Here is a 12,072-nt window from a genome sequence, read left to right on the forward strand (position 1 = left end):
CGCCTTGGGCGTCTATCACCGCCCGGGGCAGGCCGCAGGTAAGGACGAGGCGATGAGGATCCTTCTGGTGGGTGCGGGACTGTCCGGCGCGGTGATCGGGCGCCAGCTGGCCGAGGCCGGGCATGACTGCCGCATCATCGACGCGCGGCCCCATATCGCCGGCAACTGCCACACCGACCGCGACGCCGACACGGGCGTCATGGTGCATGTCTATGGCCCGCACATCTTCCACACCGACGACCAGGGCGTGTGGGATTACGTGAACCGTTTCGCACAGTTCATGCCCTTCCAGAACCGCGTCAAGACCACCGCGCAGGGCCGGGTCTATTCCCTGCCCATCAATCTGCTGACGATCAACCAGTTCTTCGGCACCACGCTGCGGCCCGACGAGGCGCGTGCCTTCATCGACTCCCGCGCCGATACCAGCATCACCGAGCCGCGCACCTTCGAGGAGCAGGCCCTGCGCTTCGTCGGTCCCGAGCTCTACGAGGCGTTCTTCCGGGGCTACACGGAAAAGCAGTGGGGCTGCTCGCCGACCGAGCTTCCCGCCGCGATCCTCAAGCGCCTGCCGGTGCGCTTCACCTATGACGACAACTACTTCTTCCACCGCTTCCAAGGCATGCCCCGGGACGGATATACAGCGATGGTCGCGGAGATCCTGGACCATCCCCGCATCACCGTCGATCTGGACACCGCCTATGCGCCCGGGATGGCCGAGGCGGTCGACCACGTCTTCTGGTCGGGTCCGCTGGACGGATATTTCGACTATCGCCTTGGCCGGCTTGGCTATCGCACACTGGATTTCGAGCGTTTCACCCATCAGGGCGACTATCAGGGCTGCGCGGTCATGAACTATGGCGACCGCGACGTGCCTCAGACCCGCATCACCGAACACAAGCATTTCAGCCCCTGGGAACAGCATGAGGGGTCGGTCTGCTATCGCGAATTCGCGCGCCAAGCCGAACCCGGCGACACGCCCTATTACCCGATCCGGCTGGTCGAGGAAAAGGCGCTGCTGGCGCAGTATGTCGATCTGGCGCGCAGCACGCCCGGCGTGACCTTCGTCGGCCGCTTGGGCACCTATCGCTATCTGGACATGGACGTGACCATCCGCGAGGCGTTGGACACGGCCACCCGTTTCATCAGGGTCGCCCCTGCGGGCGACCCGATGCCGGCCTTCGTCCAGGATCCGCTGTAGCCCCGGGCCGGTGTCGGATCAGCCCCGCACCTTCGGCGACGCAGGCTGGGACCCGCGCGGCCATAGCAGGTGTCGCCAAGGCCAACCGGGTCATCAGGCAGGGATCCGTCTGTCAGGAAATCAGCCGCAGCAGATATGCGCCATAATCGTTCTTGGCGTATCGCTTGGCCTGGGCGCGCAGTTGGTCGGGGGTGATCCAGCCGGCCTCGAAGGCGATCTCCTCGGGGCAGCCGGTCTGCAGGCCCTGGCGGTTCTCCAGCGTGCGCACGAAGTTGCCGGCGTCCAGCAGGCTGGCATGGGTGCCGGTGTCCAGCCAGGCAAAGCCGCGACCCATGCGCTCGACCGTCAGGGCGCCGTCATGCAGGTAGCTTTCCAGAAGGGTGGTGATCTCCAGCTCGCCGCGATCCGAGGGCTGGACGGCGCGGGCGCGTTCCGGCGCGGTGCCGTCGAGGAAATAAAGCCCGGTGACGGCATAGTTCGAGGGCGGCACCGGGGGCTTCTCGATGATCGCGCGGGCGCGCATCTCATCGTCGAAATCCACCACGCCGTAGCGCTCGGGGTCCGAGACGCGATAGCCGAAGACCGTCCCGCCGCTGTCGCGCCCGTCGGCCGAGGCCAGCAGCTCGGGCAGCCCGTGGCCGAAGAAGATGTTGTCGCCCAGCACCATGGCCGAAGCCGCGCCGTCCAGGAAGTCCTCGGCCAGGATATAGGCCTGCGCCAGCCCGTCGGGCGAGAGCTGGATGATCCAGGTGAAGTCGATCCCCCACTGGCTGCCGTCGCCCAGCAGGCGCTGGAACTGGGCCTGATCCTCGGGGTGGTGATGATGGCGATCTGGCGGATGCCCGCCAGCATCAGCACCGTGATCGGATAGTAGATCATCGGCTTGTCATAGAGCGGCAGCAGCTGCTTCGACACGCCCATGGTGATCGGATAGAGCCGCGTGCCCGAGCCGCCGGCCAGAATGATGCCCTTGCGCTGTGTCATGCCTTGTCCCTCAGTTGATCCAGTACGCGGGCCAGCCCGGCCCGCCAGTCGGGCCGCGCGATCCCGAAATCCTGCGCGATGCGGGCGCAGTCCAGCCGCGAGTTCAGCGGCCGGGCGGCGGGGGTGGGATAGTCGCTGGACGGAATATCCGCGACCTGCGCGCCCAAGCCCGCCTGCGCCATGATCTCGCGCGCGAAGCCCGCCCAGGAGGTGTCGGGCGCGCCCGCGAAGTGATAGACCCCGCCCTTGGCCGGGTCGTCGCGCATCGCTGCGATCATGCTCAGGGCGGCGCCTGCGATGTCGGCGGCGGGCGTCGGCCCGCCGATCTGGTCGGCCACCACCGTCAGCCGGTCGCGCTCGGCTCCAAGCCGCAGCATGGTCTTCACGAAGTTCGCGCCATGGTCCGAGAAGACCCACGAGGTCCGCATCACCGCCCAGTGCCCGCCCGCCTGCGCCACCGCCGCCTCGCCTGCCAGCTTGGTCGCGCCATAGACGCCCAAGGGGCCGGTCGGCGCGTCCTCGGCGCGCGGCTGGTCGCCCGCGCCGTCGAAGACGTAATCGGTCGAGATATGCAGGAAGGGGATGCCCAGTTCCGCACAGGCCCGCGCCATGGCGGCGGGGGCGTCAGCATTTACCAGCCGCGCGGTGTCCGCGTCGGTCTCGGCCTTGTCCACCGCCGTATAGGCGGCGGCGTTGATCACCGCCTGCGGACGGGCCGCCAGGATCGCCGCCGCGCAGGCCTCGGGGTCGGTCAGGTCGGCGCGGTCGCGGCCCAGACAGGTCGCATCAGGCGCCAGCAGGGCCAGATCCTGCGCGACCTGGCCGGTGCGGCCGAAGACCAGAAGATCGCGCATCACGCGGCCCCCAAGCGCGTGCCCACGCCCTCGCGCGACAAGAGCGGTTCCCACCAGTCGCGGTTCTCCAGATACCAGGCAACGGTGCGCTTCAGCCCCTCCTCGACGGTGACCGAGGGGCGCCAGCCCAGCTCGGCGCGGATCCGGGTGGGGTCGATCGCATAGCGGCGGTCATGGCCGGGGCGGTCGGTGACGAAGGTGATCAGATCGGCATGCGGCGCCCCTTGGGGGTGCAGATCGTCCATATGCGCGCAGATTGTGCGGACCAGATCGATGTTCGTGGCCTCGTTCTCGCCGCCGATGTTATAGCTTCGGTTCAGCTGGCCCTTTTCCAGAACCAGCAGCAGCGCATCGGCGTGATCCTCGACATACAGCCAGTCGCGGATGTTGCCGCCGTCGCCATAGACCGGGATAGGCTGCCCGGCCAGGGCCTTCAGGATCACCACCGGCACCAGTTTTTCGGGGAAATGATAGGGGCCGTAATTGTTCGAACAGTTGGTCAGCACGACCGGCAGGCCATAGGTCTCGGCCCAGGCCCGCACCAGATGGTCCGACCCCGCCTTGCTGGCCGAATAGGGGCTGCGCGGGTCGTAGGGGGTGGTTTCGGTGAACTGCCCCGTCTCGCCAAGCGACCCGAAAACCTCGTCGGTCGAGATGTGGTGGAACCGGAACGCCTCGGGCTTGCCTTCGGCCATCCAATAGGCGCGCGCGGCCTCGAGCATGTTGAACGTGCCGATCACGTTGGTTTCGACAAAGGCGGCGGGGCCGTCGATCGAGCGGTCGACATGGCTTTCGGCGGCCAGATGCATCACCGCATCGGGGCGGTGGGTCGCGAAGATGCGGTCCAGCGCCGCACGGTCGCGGATGTCGGCCTCTTCGAAGGAATAGAGGTCGGACTGCCCGGCCTCGGCCACATTGGCAAGGTTCGCGGCATAGGTCAGCGCGTCAAGGTTCACGACCTCATGCCCGCGCGCCACGGCCAGCCGGACCACGGCCGAGCCGATGAAGCCCGCGCCACCGGTGATCAGGATCTTCATGCCTGGGCCTCATGGGTGAAGGGCGATGTCCAGTCGGCAAAGGCCGGCGCGGCGCGGTCCTTGTCCGACAGCAGCGGATCGCTGACGCCCCAATCGATGCCCAGGCTGTCCCAGGCCACCGCCCCGTCCGAGGTTTTGTCGTAATGGTCGGTGCATTTGTAGACGATCTCGGTGTCCGGTTCGCGGGTGACGAAGCCGTGCAGGAAGCCCGCCGGGATCCACAGCTGGCGCCCGTTCTCGAAGCTCAGCTCGGCCCCGAACCACTGCCCATAGGTCGGGCTGCCAAGACGCACGTCCACCGCCACGTCGAACAGCGATCCCCGCCCGCAGCGCACCAGCTTGCCCTGCGCATGCGGCGGTGCCTGATAGTGCAACCCGCGCAGCGTGCCCACCTGCACCGACATGGAATGGTTGTCCTGCACGAACTCGGGCAGATCGACGCCCGCCTGGCTCAGCGTGCGCCGGTTCCAGCTTTCCGAGAAGAAGCCCCGCGCATCGCCATGACGCGCAGGCGTCAGGATGAAAACATCGGACAGGGGGGTAGGGTCGATCTGCATCAGGACCTCGGCTTTCAGGTTACGCATGCTGTCTAGGGCGGACAGCGCAACTTGTCAGCATCTATCGATGGTTGTATGACCCGGTCCGCTTGGCAACAGAAGCCCCCGCGCTACAGGTGATGCCGCGATGGGCAGGTGGTTGCCTGCGCCCGCGGGGGCGTGATAGCGGCAATCGCATCCGCCGGGCATCTGGTCCGGCCGCAACCGCAAGGCCCCTGCCCATGGCCCCGACCGCTCCGCGCCCGTCTGTTCCGACCCGGACCGGCCCAACCCTGGCCGCCGTCGTGGTGACCCATGACCGGCTGGACAAGCTGCGCGTGACCATCGACCGCCTGCTGGCCGAGCCGGTGGACCATGTCGTCGTGGTCGACAACGCCTCGACCGACGGCACCGCCGACTGGCTGGCCACGCGGGGTGATCCCCGGCTGATCCTGCATCGCAGCGAGCGCAACCTGGGCGGGGCCGGCGGCTTCTCAAGGGCGATGGAGCTGGCGCGCGACCGCACCCAGGCCGACTGGATCGTGCTGATGGACGATGACGGGCGCCCGCAGCCTGGCGCCGTGGCCGCCTTCCGGGCGATGGAGCTTGCGCGGTGGGATGCGGTGGGCGCGGCGGTCTTTCACCCCGACGGGCGCATCTGCGAGATGAACCGCCCCTATCGCAACCCCTTCTGGAATCCCGGCGCCTTTCTGCGCACGCTGGCGCGGATGCCCTTGGGGCGCGGGCGGGCGGGGTTCCACCTGGGGGACGCGGCCTACCGGGCCGAGGCGCCGGTCCGCCCCGTCGACATGACCAGCTTCGTCGGGCTGTTCCTGTCGCGGGCGGCGCTGATGCGGGCGGGCCTGCCCGATCCGCGGCTGTTCATCTATGGCGACGACCAGCTCTACACGCTGCAGATGCGGCGGCAGGGCCTGCGCATCGGTTTTGCCCCGCAGGTCCGCTTCGACCACGACACCCTGGCGCAGCAGGGCCAGACGGGCGTGGTGCTGCGCCCGATGTGGAAGGTCTTCTACATGTATCGCAATGCGCTGTTGGCCTATCGCGTGGCCGCCGGGCCGTGGTTCTGGCCGCTGGTGCCGGTGCTGGCGCGCAAGTGGCGGCGCAAGGCGGGCGATTACGGCCCGGATGCGGCGCTGTTTCGCAGCCTTTTGGACCTGGCGATGCGCGACGGGCTGGCCGGGCGACTGGACCGCCCCCATGCCGAGGTGCTGCGCCTGTCCAGGTCGGAATGACCCCCGCCGGTCCCGGTCAGTCCAGATGGCTGACGATGGCCCGGCCCAGGGCAAAGACCCGCTGTTCCAGGATCACCGGCGTCTCGCAGACATAGGTCAGCGACTGCTGGCGCTCGGTGAAGATGCGCTGGTCCCATTCCAGTGCCTCCTCGGCGGCGTCGATGGCGTCGAAGTCGGGGCTTTCGGCCGCCTCCAGCGCGGCCATCTCGGCGCGGCGCTCCTCGATGCGCTGTGACAGGCTCAGCTGCGACTGACCATAGCGGGCGATGCCCGCGATCAGCGCGCTGCGGTCGCGTTCGATCCGGTCGAAGATCGCCTGCATCAGCGCGACCAGCTGCCCGTCCTCGGCTTCGGCGGCGAAATCGGCGATGGTCGTCTCGGCCTCCTCGATCGGCAGGCGGCGCTGTTCCAGCCGGTCGGCCAGGCGGACGATCTGCGGGTCGCGGGCCAGCTCAAGCGCGGCCTCGTCGGGGATCGGGCCGGTCCAGACCTGCCCCATGGACAGGTTGGGCTGCTTGCGCTGGATGCAGGGCCAGTCCGGGTCGATGCCCGCCGCGCCGAAGGCGGGGCCGGCGGCCAGCAGGGCCATGACGGCCAAAGTGGGACGAATCATGCAGGGCCTCCTTTCCTGCGGGCCCAAAGGCCCTTCTGGGGATCATACATGAAGGCCGCGGCCCCGAAAAACCCCGCCAAACATCCCATGACCACCGCCAGCGAGGTCCAGTTGACCTGCAGGTACAGCGCGAACCGGATCAGCTCGACCGCATGGGTGAAGGGGTTGAAGGCGCAGATGTCGTGCAGCAGCGGAGAGCTTTCCTGCATCCGCCACAGCGGATAGAGGGCGGACGAGGCGAAGAACATCGGGAAGATCACGAAGTTCATCACCCCCGCGAAATTCTCCAGCTGGCGGATGGCCGAGGACAGGAACAGCCCCATCGCGCCCAGCATCAGCCCCGACAGGATCAGCGCGGGAATGATCGCGACATAGCCCCAGACGGGCGGGCGGATGCCCCAGAACCACGCGATCGCCAGGAAGGTGAAGACCTGGATGATCGACACGAAGACCCCCGCCACCAGCTTGGATCCCAGCAGGAACCAGCGCGGGAAGGGGCTGACCAGCAGCGTGCGCATCGCGCCGGTTTCGCGGTCGTAGACCATGGACAGCGACGACTGCATGCCGTTGAACAGCTGGATCATCGCGACGAGGCCGGGCGTGACATAGACCTCGTAGAGCACATAGGTCTGGTAGGGCGGGGTGATCGACAGGCCCAGCACGGCCCGGAATCCGGCGGCGAAGATGAACAGCCAGACCAGCGGGCGCACCAGCGCCGCCAGGAACCGGCCCCGCTGGTTGATGAAGCGCAGCGTCTCGCGCCGCGAGATGCCCAGGAAGGCGGTCAGCCAGCCGCGGGCCGATCCGGTGGGATGGGTCATGGCGCCACTCCGGTCAGGTCCAGGAAGGCCTGCGTCAGGCCCTGCGACCCGGCGATGGCGGCGGCGGTGCCGGCGCGCAGCACCTCGCCCCGGTGCAGGATCACCAGATCGTCGTCGGGCGCGATCTCGTCCATGATATGGGTGGCCCACAGGGCCGAGACCCCGTCGCGCGCGATCAGGCGGCGGGTCAGGGCCAGCACCTCGGCCCGCGATTTCACGTCCAGCCCCACCGTCGCCTCGTCCAGCAGCAGCAGCTCGGGGCGGTGGATCAGGGCGCGGGCGATCTCGGCCCGTCGCGACTGGCCGCCCGACAGGGCCGAGACGCGGGCATCGGCCTTGTCGGCCAGATCGACCTGGTCCAGCACCTCGTCGATCCGGGGCCGCGCCAGCCGCCCCGGGATGCCGTGCAGGCTGGCGTGATAGATCAGGTTCTGGCGCACCGTCAGGTCGGCATCCATCGCGCGGCTCTGGAACACGACCCCAAGCCGGGCCAGCGCCCGCGCGGGCTCGCGCCGCAAGTCGTGGCCGCCGACCCGGATGGTGCCCGAGCGGTTGTTGTAGAGCCTGGTGATCAGCGAGAAGAGCGTCGTCTTGCCCGCCCCGTTGACCCCCAGAAGCGCGGTGAAGCCGCCGCGCGGCACGGTCAGGGACACATCCGTCAGCGCCTGCGTGGCACCGAAGCTGTGGCTGACATGGTCGATCTGCAGCGCGGCGGCGGTCACGGGGTCACTGGATGTTGAAGACCGCCTGCATCGTGTCCCCCGACGATCCCGGCACCGACAGCGTGTAGCGCCCCGGCAGGACGGCCACGAAGCTGAGCACCGCCGTGCCCTCGGCGTCGAATTCCAGGCTGTGGATGCCCATGGGACGGACCTCGGTATCGCCGATGACGATCTCGTTGATCCAGATGGCGCGGAAGAAGTCGCCGCCCGACAGGGCCAGTTCCTGGCTGCCGTCGGCCACGATGTTGATGCGGTAGTAGCCGCCCGACTTGATGATGTATTCCCCGCCCGAGACCGGCTGACCCGAGGCCAGCGTCAGCGGCGCCAGGTCGGTCCGGTTCTCGCGCGACAGAAGGCCCGAGAAGCCGTATTCGTGCATGGCGCCCGCCTCGTAGACGCCCTCGCTTTCGGCCGTCTCCTCCTCGTCGTCATCATCGTCGTCGTCCATGCCCTCGGCGGCGGGATCGTTGGCCTGATCGGTCGCCTCGCCCGATTGCGTGCCCGGCGCGGCCTCCTCGCCGACCACGGCGTCGCCTGCGGGTGCTTCGGCGTCCTGGGCGTAGACGGGGGCGGTCATGACAAGCGCCAGCGCGGCCCCGGACATCAGTCTGGTGATGGTGTTCATGGGTGTTTCTCCTCCGGTATGGAAATCAGTTGGGGGCGACGACGACGCCCCAGGGCTGCTGGCCCACCTGGACCGAGCGCAGCACCTCGTCCGTCTCGACATCGATGATCGAGACATCGTTCGAGTTGCCGTTCGTGGTGTAGAGCCGGGTCTCGTCGGGGTTGAAGGCCAGCTGCCAGACGCGCTGTCCGACCAGCAGATAGTCGATCACCTCGTCGGTCTGGGCATCCACCACCGCGACGCGGTTCGCGGGGCCAAGCGCCACGTACAGCTTCGTGCCGTCCGAGGTGACGCGCGCACCCACCGGCTGGATGGCCTCGGGCAGCACGCCCGGGATCTCGAAGCTGATCTTCTTGGTGATCTGCTGCGTCGCGGGGTCGATCACGCTGACCGTGCCGCCGATCTCGGACGTGACATACAGCTTGGACCCGTCCGCGGTGAACTGCGCGAAGCGCGGGCGGCTGTCGACCAGCACGTTGGCGGTGATCTCGTAGGTCTCGGTGTCGATGAAATGCGCCATGTTCGTCGTTTCCGACGTGTTGATGACGACGCTGCCATCCGGGCTGACGCCCATCCCCTCGGGTTCGACGCCCACGGGCACCTCGGCCAGCACCTCGCGGGTCTTCACATCCACCACGGTGACGATGTTGTCATCCTCGTTGGCGATGAACAGCGGGTTGCCCGAGGGGTGCAGCACGAACAGCTCCGGATCGGGACCCGAGGGCAGCGTGTGCAGTTCCTCCATCGTCTCGGGGTCGAAGACGCGCACCACGTTGTCGTCAGAGGCGCAGACATACAGTTCCGTCCCGTCGGGGCTGATGGTGATGCCGCGGGGGCGGTTGCCGGCGGGATAGGTGCCGATCACCTCCATCGTCTCGCCGTCCAGGACGGTGATGTCGTTGCTGCGTTCGTTGCTGACGAAGACGCGGTTGGCCATGGCGGGGCCAGCGGCCATCAGCAGGGCAAGTCCGGTGGTGGCAGAAAGCAGATGTTTCATGTCGCCTCTCAGAATTGGCATTGGGTTTCGGGACGGTCCACGCCAAGCGTGTCCAATTGGCTGGTCTGGTGCAGGTATTGATCCTGCGGGCTGACCGAGGTGGTCAGGACGCCGGTGGTCAGAAGAATCGGCTGGCGGACCTGATGGTCCCAGTCCCGGACCGTCAGCGCCTGACCCTTGAAGCCCGCCACGTCGAAGTCGTCGCCCAGAATGAAGTCCTTGATGGTCTCAGGATCACCCGATTGGGTCCGCGTCGCAGCCTCGCCCAGGATGCGCAGGGACAGCCAGGCCTGGTAATCCTCCTCGCGCACGGGGCGCTCGGCCAGGCGTTCGAAGCGCGACTGGTACTGCGTGCCGCCCCAGGCCTCCATCGCCGGGTGCCAGCTGCGCGGGACTAGCCCGGCCGAGCCCGCGACGGGGCGCGGATCCCAGGTCAGATAGGGCAGGTAGGCCGCGAAGACGTCGGCCTCGTCGGCGGTGATGACGATGTCATGATCCTCGGCCCGTTGGGTGAAGACCGGGATCTGCGCCTGCACCTGCACATGGCCGCTGTCTGTGCGCCGTGCGCCGCCGGTATCCTCGTACAGGCGCTCCTCGACGACCTGCGCGCCGAACTTGGCGGCGGAGGTGCGATAGGCCTCGGCCATGGCCTGATCCTCGGGGTGGCTGCCATGGATCAGGAACCAGCGCGGCCAGTTCTTCCACATCAGGAACTGCGCCAGACCGTCTGCCAGCATCGCGCGGCTTGGCGCGACATGGATGGTGTTGAAGCGGCAGTCGGCGCCGCGCAGATTGTCGCCGCGCGCCAGGGCGTTGAAGACCATCGCCTGGTCGCCCACCTGATCGGCCAGCGCCAGCGTGGTGGCGTCGTCGGCCATCACGACGATGAACTCGAACCCCTCGTCCAGCAGCGTGGCCATCTCGGCCTCGGCGGTGTCGGGGGTGGCGGTGACCTCGACGGCCTCGAAATCCTGGCCCATGAACTGGCCGGTCGTGTCGTTGTCCTCGATCGCCAGACGGGCGCCGGCAAAGCCCAGATCCTCGGGCGGCAGGTCCAGCCGCGAGATCGGCGGCAGGCCGGGATTGTCCACCCGCAGGACCGCCGCCCGGATCAGCACCGGATCGGGGCTTTGGGCCGCAGCGGGCTGGGCCAGTGCCGCGGCACCCGCCAGAAGTCCTACGATTCCTTTGAGCATTTTGTCTCTCCCTGCCGACATGGTGGGGGGTGATTCCCGCTGCGGCAAGCCGGTTAATGTTCCTGTCCGTCCCGGGAAGTTTTCCCTCATCCCAAGGTCGGGGGGGCTTCCGCCTTTGGTCTGATAGACGCCCGCCGGACGGGCGCGCATGGTCGGGACATGACGCAATTCGGCCCCCCCCTGACCCTCGTGCTGGCCCTGCTGGCACCGATCCCGGCCCTGGCGCAGGGAATCCCCCCGCCCGGGACCGCGACATGGTTCGGGCTGCACTTCATCGACAGCTCGACCGAAGGGGCGATCAACGGCGCGCGCCCGGACGAGGCCGCGCGCATCGAGATGACCGAGGACTTCATCGCCGAGGATCTGTCGCAGCGCGGCTTCGCCCTGACCGAGCCGCCCGCCGAGGCGGTCGCGTCGATCCTCAATCCGGTCCATTCCAACGGGGCGGATGCGCGGATCGCGCGCGAGATGGGGTCCGATTACGTCATCGCGGGCGAGGTTCAGAAGGTGTCCAACCTGATCCAGTCCATCAACCTGCACCTGCGCGACGCCGAGACCGGCCGGACGCTGCGGGCGGGGTCGGTCGAGATCCGGGGCAATACCGACGACGCCTTCCGGCGCGGCTACAGCTATCTGCTAAGAAACGTGATCTTTCGGGAGGAACGAAAGAAATGAGGACGACGACGATTCTGGCCGGCGCGCTTGGCGCGGTCCTGGCCCTGACGGGTGCTGCGGCAGCCCACGGCCCCTCGCGGCTGAAGACCGAACAGACGGTCCTGCTGGACGCCACCCCCGCCGAGGTGTGGGAGGTGATCGGCCGCTTCGACGACATGAGCTGGCATCCCGCCGTGGCCGAGACCGCGATGCTGCCCGAGGGATCGCCCGCCGACGTGCCCGACGAATCGACCCGGGTGCTGACCCTGGCCGCCGAGGGCGCGCCCACGATGACCGAAGAGCTGATGGGCATCGACAACGAGAAGATGAGCTATCGCTACATGATCACCGAGGTCGACACGGCGGTGCTGCCGGTGACGAACTACTCCTCGACGCTGTCGGTCACCGATGTGGAGGGCAAGGCCGAGGTGCTGTGGCGCGGCGGCTTCTATCGCGGGTTCCCGAACAACGATCCCCCGGCCGAGCTGAACGACGACGCCGCGATGGCGGGCGTGGACGGCATCTACACCGCCGGGCTCGAGGCGCTGGCCGAACGGTTCGGCACGGTCGAGTAACGCCATG

The 12,072-nt window shown here is 68.0% G+C and carries 13 protein-coding genes and 1 pseudogene; 4 read left to right on the forward strand and 10 right to left on the reverse strand.

The genetic code is table 11. The annotated features are described in order from the left end of the window. Positions 1-52: 52 nt before the first annotated feature. Positions 53-1,198 (forward strand): UDP-galactopyranose/dTDP-fucopyranose mutase family protein, encoded by a 1,146-nt coding sequence (locus E4191_RS14790; protein ID WP_135314076.1) that lies wholly within the window; start codon positions 53-55, stop codon positions 1,196-1,198. 112 nt (positions 1,199-1,310) lie between these two features. Here E4191_RS14790 and rfbA read toward each other — a convergent pair. From rfbA to rfbC, 4 genes and pseudogenes are all read right to left on the reverse strand, one after another. Continuing rightward, positions 1,311-2,182: pseudogene (rfbA, locus tag E4191_RS14795) on the reverse strand (glucose-1-phosphate thymidylyltransferase RfbA). After that, on the reverse strand, positions 2,179-3,036 hold the full coding sequence (rfbD, locus tag E4191_RS14800; protein WP_135314077.1) for a dTDP-4-dehydrorhamnose reductase: 858 nt from the start codon (positions 3,034-3,036) through the stop codon (positions 2,179-2,181). The pseudogene rfbA and the gene rfbD overlap by 4 nt, the downstream one beginning before the upstream one ends. Next, on the reverse strand, positions 3,036-4,073 hold the full coding sequence (gene rfbB / locus E4191_RS14805) for a dTDP-glucose 4,6-dehydratase (protein ID WP_135314078.1): 1,038 nt from the start codon (positions 4,071-4,073) through the stop codon (positions 3,036-3,038). The genes rfbD and rfbB overlap by 1 nt, the downstream gene beginning before the upstream one ends. After that, positions 4,070-4,630 (reverse strand): dTDP-4-dehydrorhamnose 3,5-epimerase, encoded by a 561-nt coding sequence (rfbC, locus tag E4191_RS14810; RefSeq protein WP_135314079.1) that lies wholly within the window; start codon positions 4,628-4,630, stop codon positions 4,070-4,072. The genes rfbB and rfbC overlap by 4 nt, the downstream gene beginning before the upstream one ends. 221 nt (positions 4,631-4,851) lie before the next feature. Between rfbC and E4191_RS14815 the strand changes: the two genes are divergently transcribed. Beyond that, complete coding sequence (locus E4191_RS14815; RefSeq protein WP_135314080.1) at positions 4,852-5,862, forward strand: glycosyltransferase; 1,011 nt, start codon at positions 4,852-4,854, stop codon at positions 5,860-5,862. A gap of 16 nt (positions 5,863-5,878) precedes the next feature. Here E4191_RS14815 and E4191_RS14820 read toward each other — a convergent pair whose 3' ends face one another. From E4191_RS14820 to E4191_RS14845, 6 genes are read right to left on the reverse strand one after another with little or no spacing between them, the layout of a single operon-like run. Then, positions 5,879-6,475 (reverse strand): hypothetical protein, encoded by a 597-nt coding sequence (locus E4191_RS14820; protein WP_135314081.1) that lies wholly within the window; start codon positions 6,473-6,475, stop codon positions 5,879-5,881. Further along, positions 6,472-7,296 (reverse strand): ABC transporter permease, encoded by an 825-nt coding sequence (locus tag E4191_RS14825; protein WP_135314082.1) that lies wholly within the window; start codon positions 7,294-7,296, stop codon positions 6,472-6,474. Before E4191_RS14825 ends, E4191_RS14820 begins: the two co-directional genes overlap by 4 nt. Further along, positions 7,293-8,018, reverse strand: a complete 726-nt coding sequence (locus E4191_RS14830; protein ID WP_135314083.1) for an ABC transporter ATP-binding protein — start codon at positions 8,016-8,018, stop codon at positions 7,293-7,295. Before E4191_RS14830 ends, E4191_RS14825 begins: the two co-directional genes overlap by 4 nt. 4 nt (positions 8,019-8,022) lie before the next feature. Continuing rightward, positions 8,023-8,643 carry a cupredoxin domain-containing protein gene (locus tag E4191_RS14835; protein WP_228461367.1) on the reverse strand — a complete coding sequence of 207 codons (621 nt, stop codon included), beginning with the start codon at positions 8,641-8,643 and terminating at the stop codon, positions 8,023-8,025. Positions 8,644-8,668: 25 nt separating this feature from the next. Beyond that, on the reverse strand, positions 8,669-9,640 hold the full coding sequence (locus tag E4191_RS14840) for a YVTN family beta-propeller repeat protein (RefSeq protein WP_176562721.1): 972 nt from the start codon (positions 9,638-9,640) through the stop codon (positions 8,669-8,671). An 8-nt stretch (positions 9,641-9,648) separates the two neighbouring features. After that, positions 9,649-10,836: an ABC transporter substrate-binding protein gene (locus tag E4191_RS14845; protein ID WP_228461369.1), complete on the reverse strand. Its 1,188-nt coding sequence runs from the start codon at positions 10,834-10,836 to the stop codon at positions 9,649-9,651. Between the two features lie 159 nt (positions 10,837-10,995). Between E4191_RS14845 and E4191_RS14850 the strand changes: the two genes are divergently transcribed. Both E4191_RS14850 and E4191_RS14855 read left to right on the forward strand, forming a co-directional pair. After that, entirely contained in the window at positions 10,996-11,511 is a 516-nt protein-coding gene (locus E4191_RS14850; RefSeq protein ID WP_135314085.1) for a DUF3280 domain-containing protein, read from the forward strand. Further along, a complete protein-coding gene (locus tag E4191_RS14855) occupies positions 11,508-12,065 on the forward strand; it encodes an SRPBCC family protein (protein ID WP_135314086.1) in 558 nt (185 codons plus the stop codon). Before E4191_RS14850 ends, E4191_RS14855 begins: the two co-directional genes overlap by 4 nt. Positions 12,066-12,072 lie beyond the last annotated feature (7 nt).

The sequence above is a fragment of the Paracoccus liaowanqingii genome, from assembly GCF_004683865.2.
In the GTDB taxonomy this organism is placed as follows: domain Bacteria; phylum Pseudomonadota; class Alphaproteobacteria; order Rhodobacterales; family Rhodobacteraceae; genus Paracoccus; species Paracoccus liaowanqingii.

Coding starts and splice junctions, on each gene's coding strand:
- rfbB (WP_135314078.1), bottom strand. CDS start 4,073: ATGAAGATCCTGATCACCGGTGGCGCGGGCTTCATCGGCTCGGCCGTG.
- E4191_RS14815 (WP_135314080.1), top strand. CDS start 4,852: ATGGCCCCGACCGCTCCGCGCCCGTCTGTTCCGACCCGGACCGGCCCA.
- E4191_RS14820 (WP_135314081.1), bottom strand. CDS start 6,475: ATGATTCGTCCCACTTTGGCCGTCATGGCCCTGCTGGCCGCCGGCCCC.
- rfbC (WP_135314079.1), bottom strand. CDS start 4,630: ATGCAGATCGACCCTACCCCCCTGTCCGATGTTTTCATCCTGACGCCT.
- E4191_RS14855 (WP_135314086.1), top strand. CDS start 11,508: ATGAGGACGACGACGATTCTGGCCGGCGCGCTTGGCGCGGTCCTGGCC.
- E4191_RS14835 (WP_228461367.1), bottom strand. CDS start 8,643: ATGAACACCATCACCAGACTGATGTCCGGGGCCGCGCTGGCGCTTGTC.
- E4191_RS14845 (WP_228461369.1), bottom strand. CDS start 10,836: ATGCTCAAAGGAATCGTAGGACTTCTGGCGGGTGCCGCGGCACTGGCC.
- E4191_RS14840 (WP_176562721.1), bottom strand. CDS start 9,640: ATGAAACATCTGCTTTCTGCCACCACCGGACTTGCCCTGCTGATGGCC.
- E4191_RS14790 (WP_135314076.1), top strand. CDS start 53: ATGAGGATCCTTCTGGTGGGTGCGGGACTGTCCGGCGCGGTGATCGGG.
- rfbD (WP_135314077.1), bottom strand. CDS start 3,036: ATGCGCGATCTTCTGGTCTTCGGCCGCACCGGCCAGGTCGCGCAGGAT.
- E4191_RS14825 (WP_135314082.1), bottom strand. CDS start 7,296: ATGACCCATCCCACCGGATCGGCCCGCGGCTGGCTGACCGCCTTCCTG.
- E4191_RS14850 (WP_135314085.1), top strand. CDS start 10,996: ATGACGCAATTCGGCCCCCCCCTGACCCTCGTGCTGGCCCTGCTGGCA.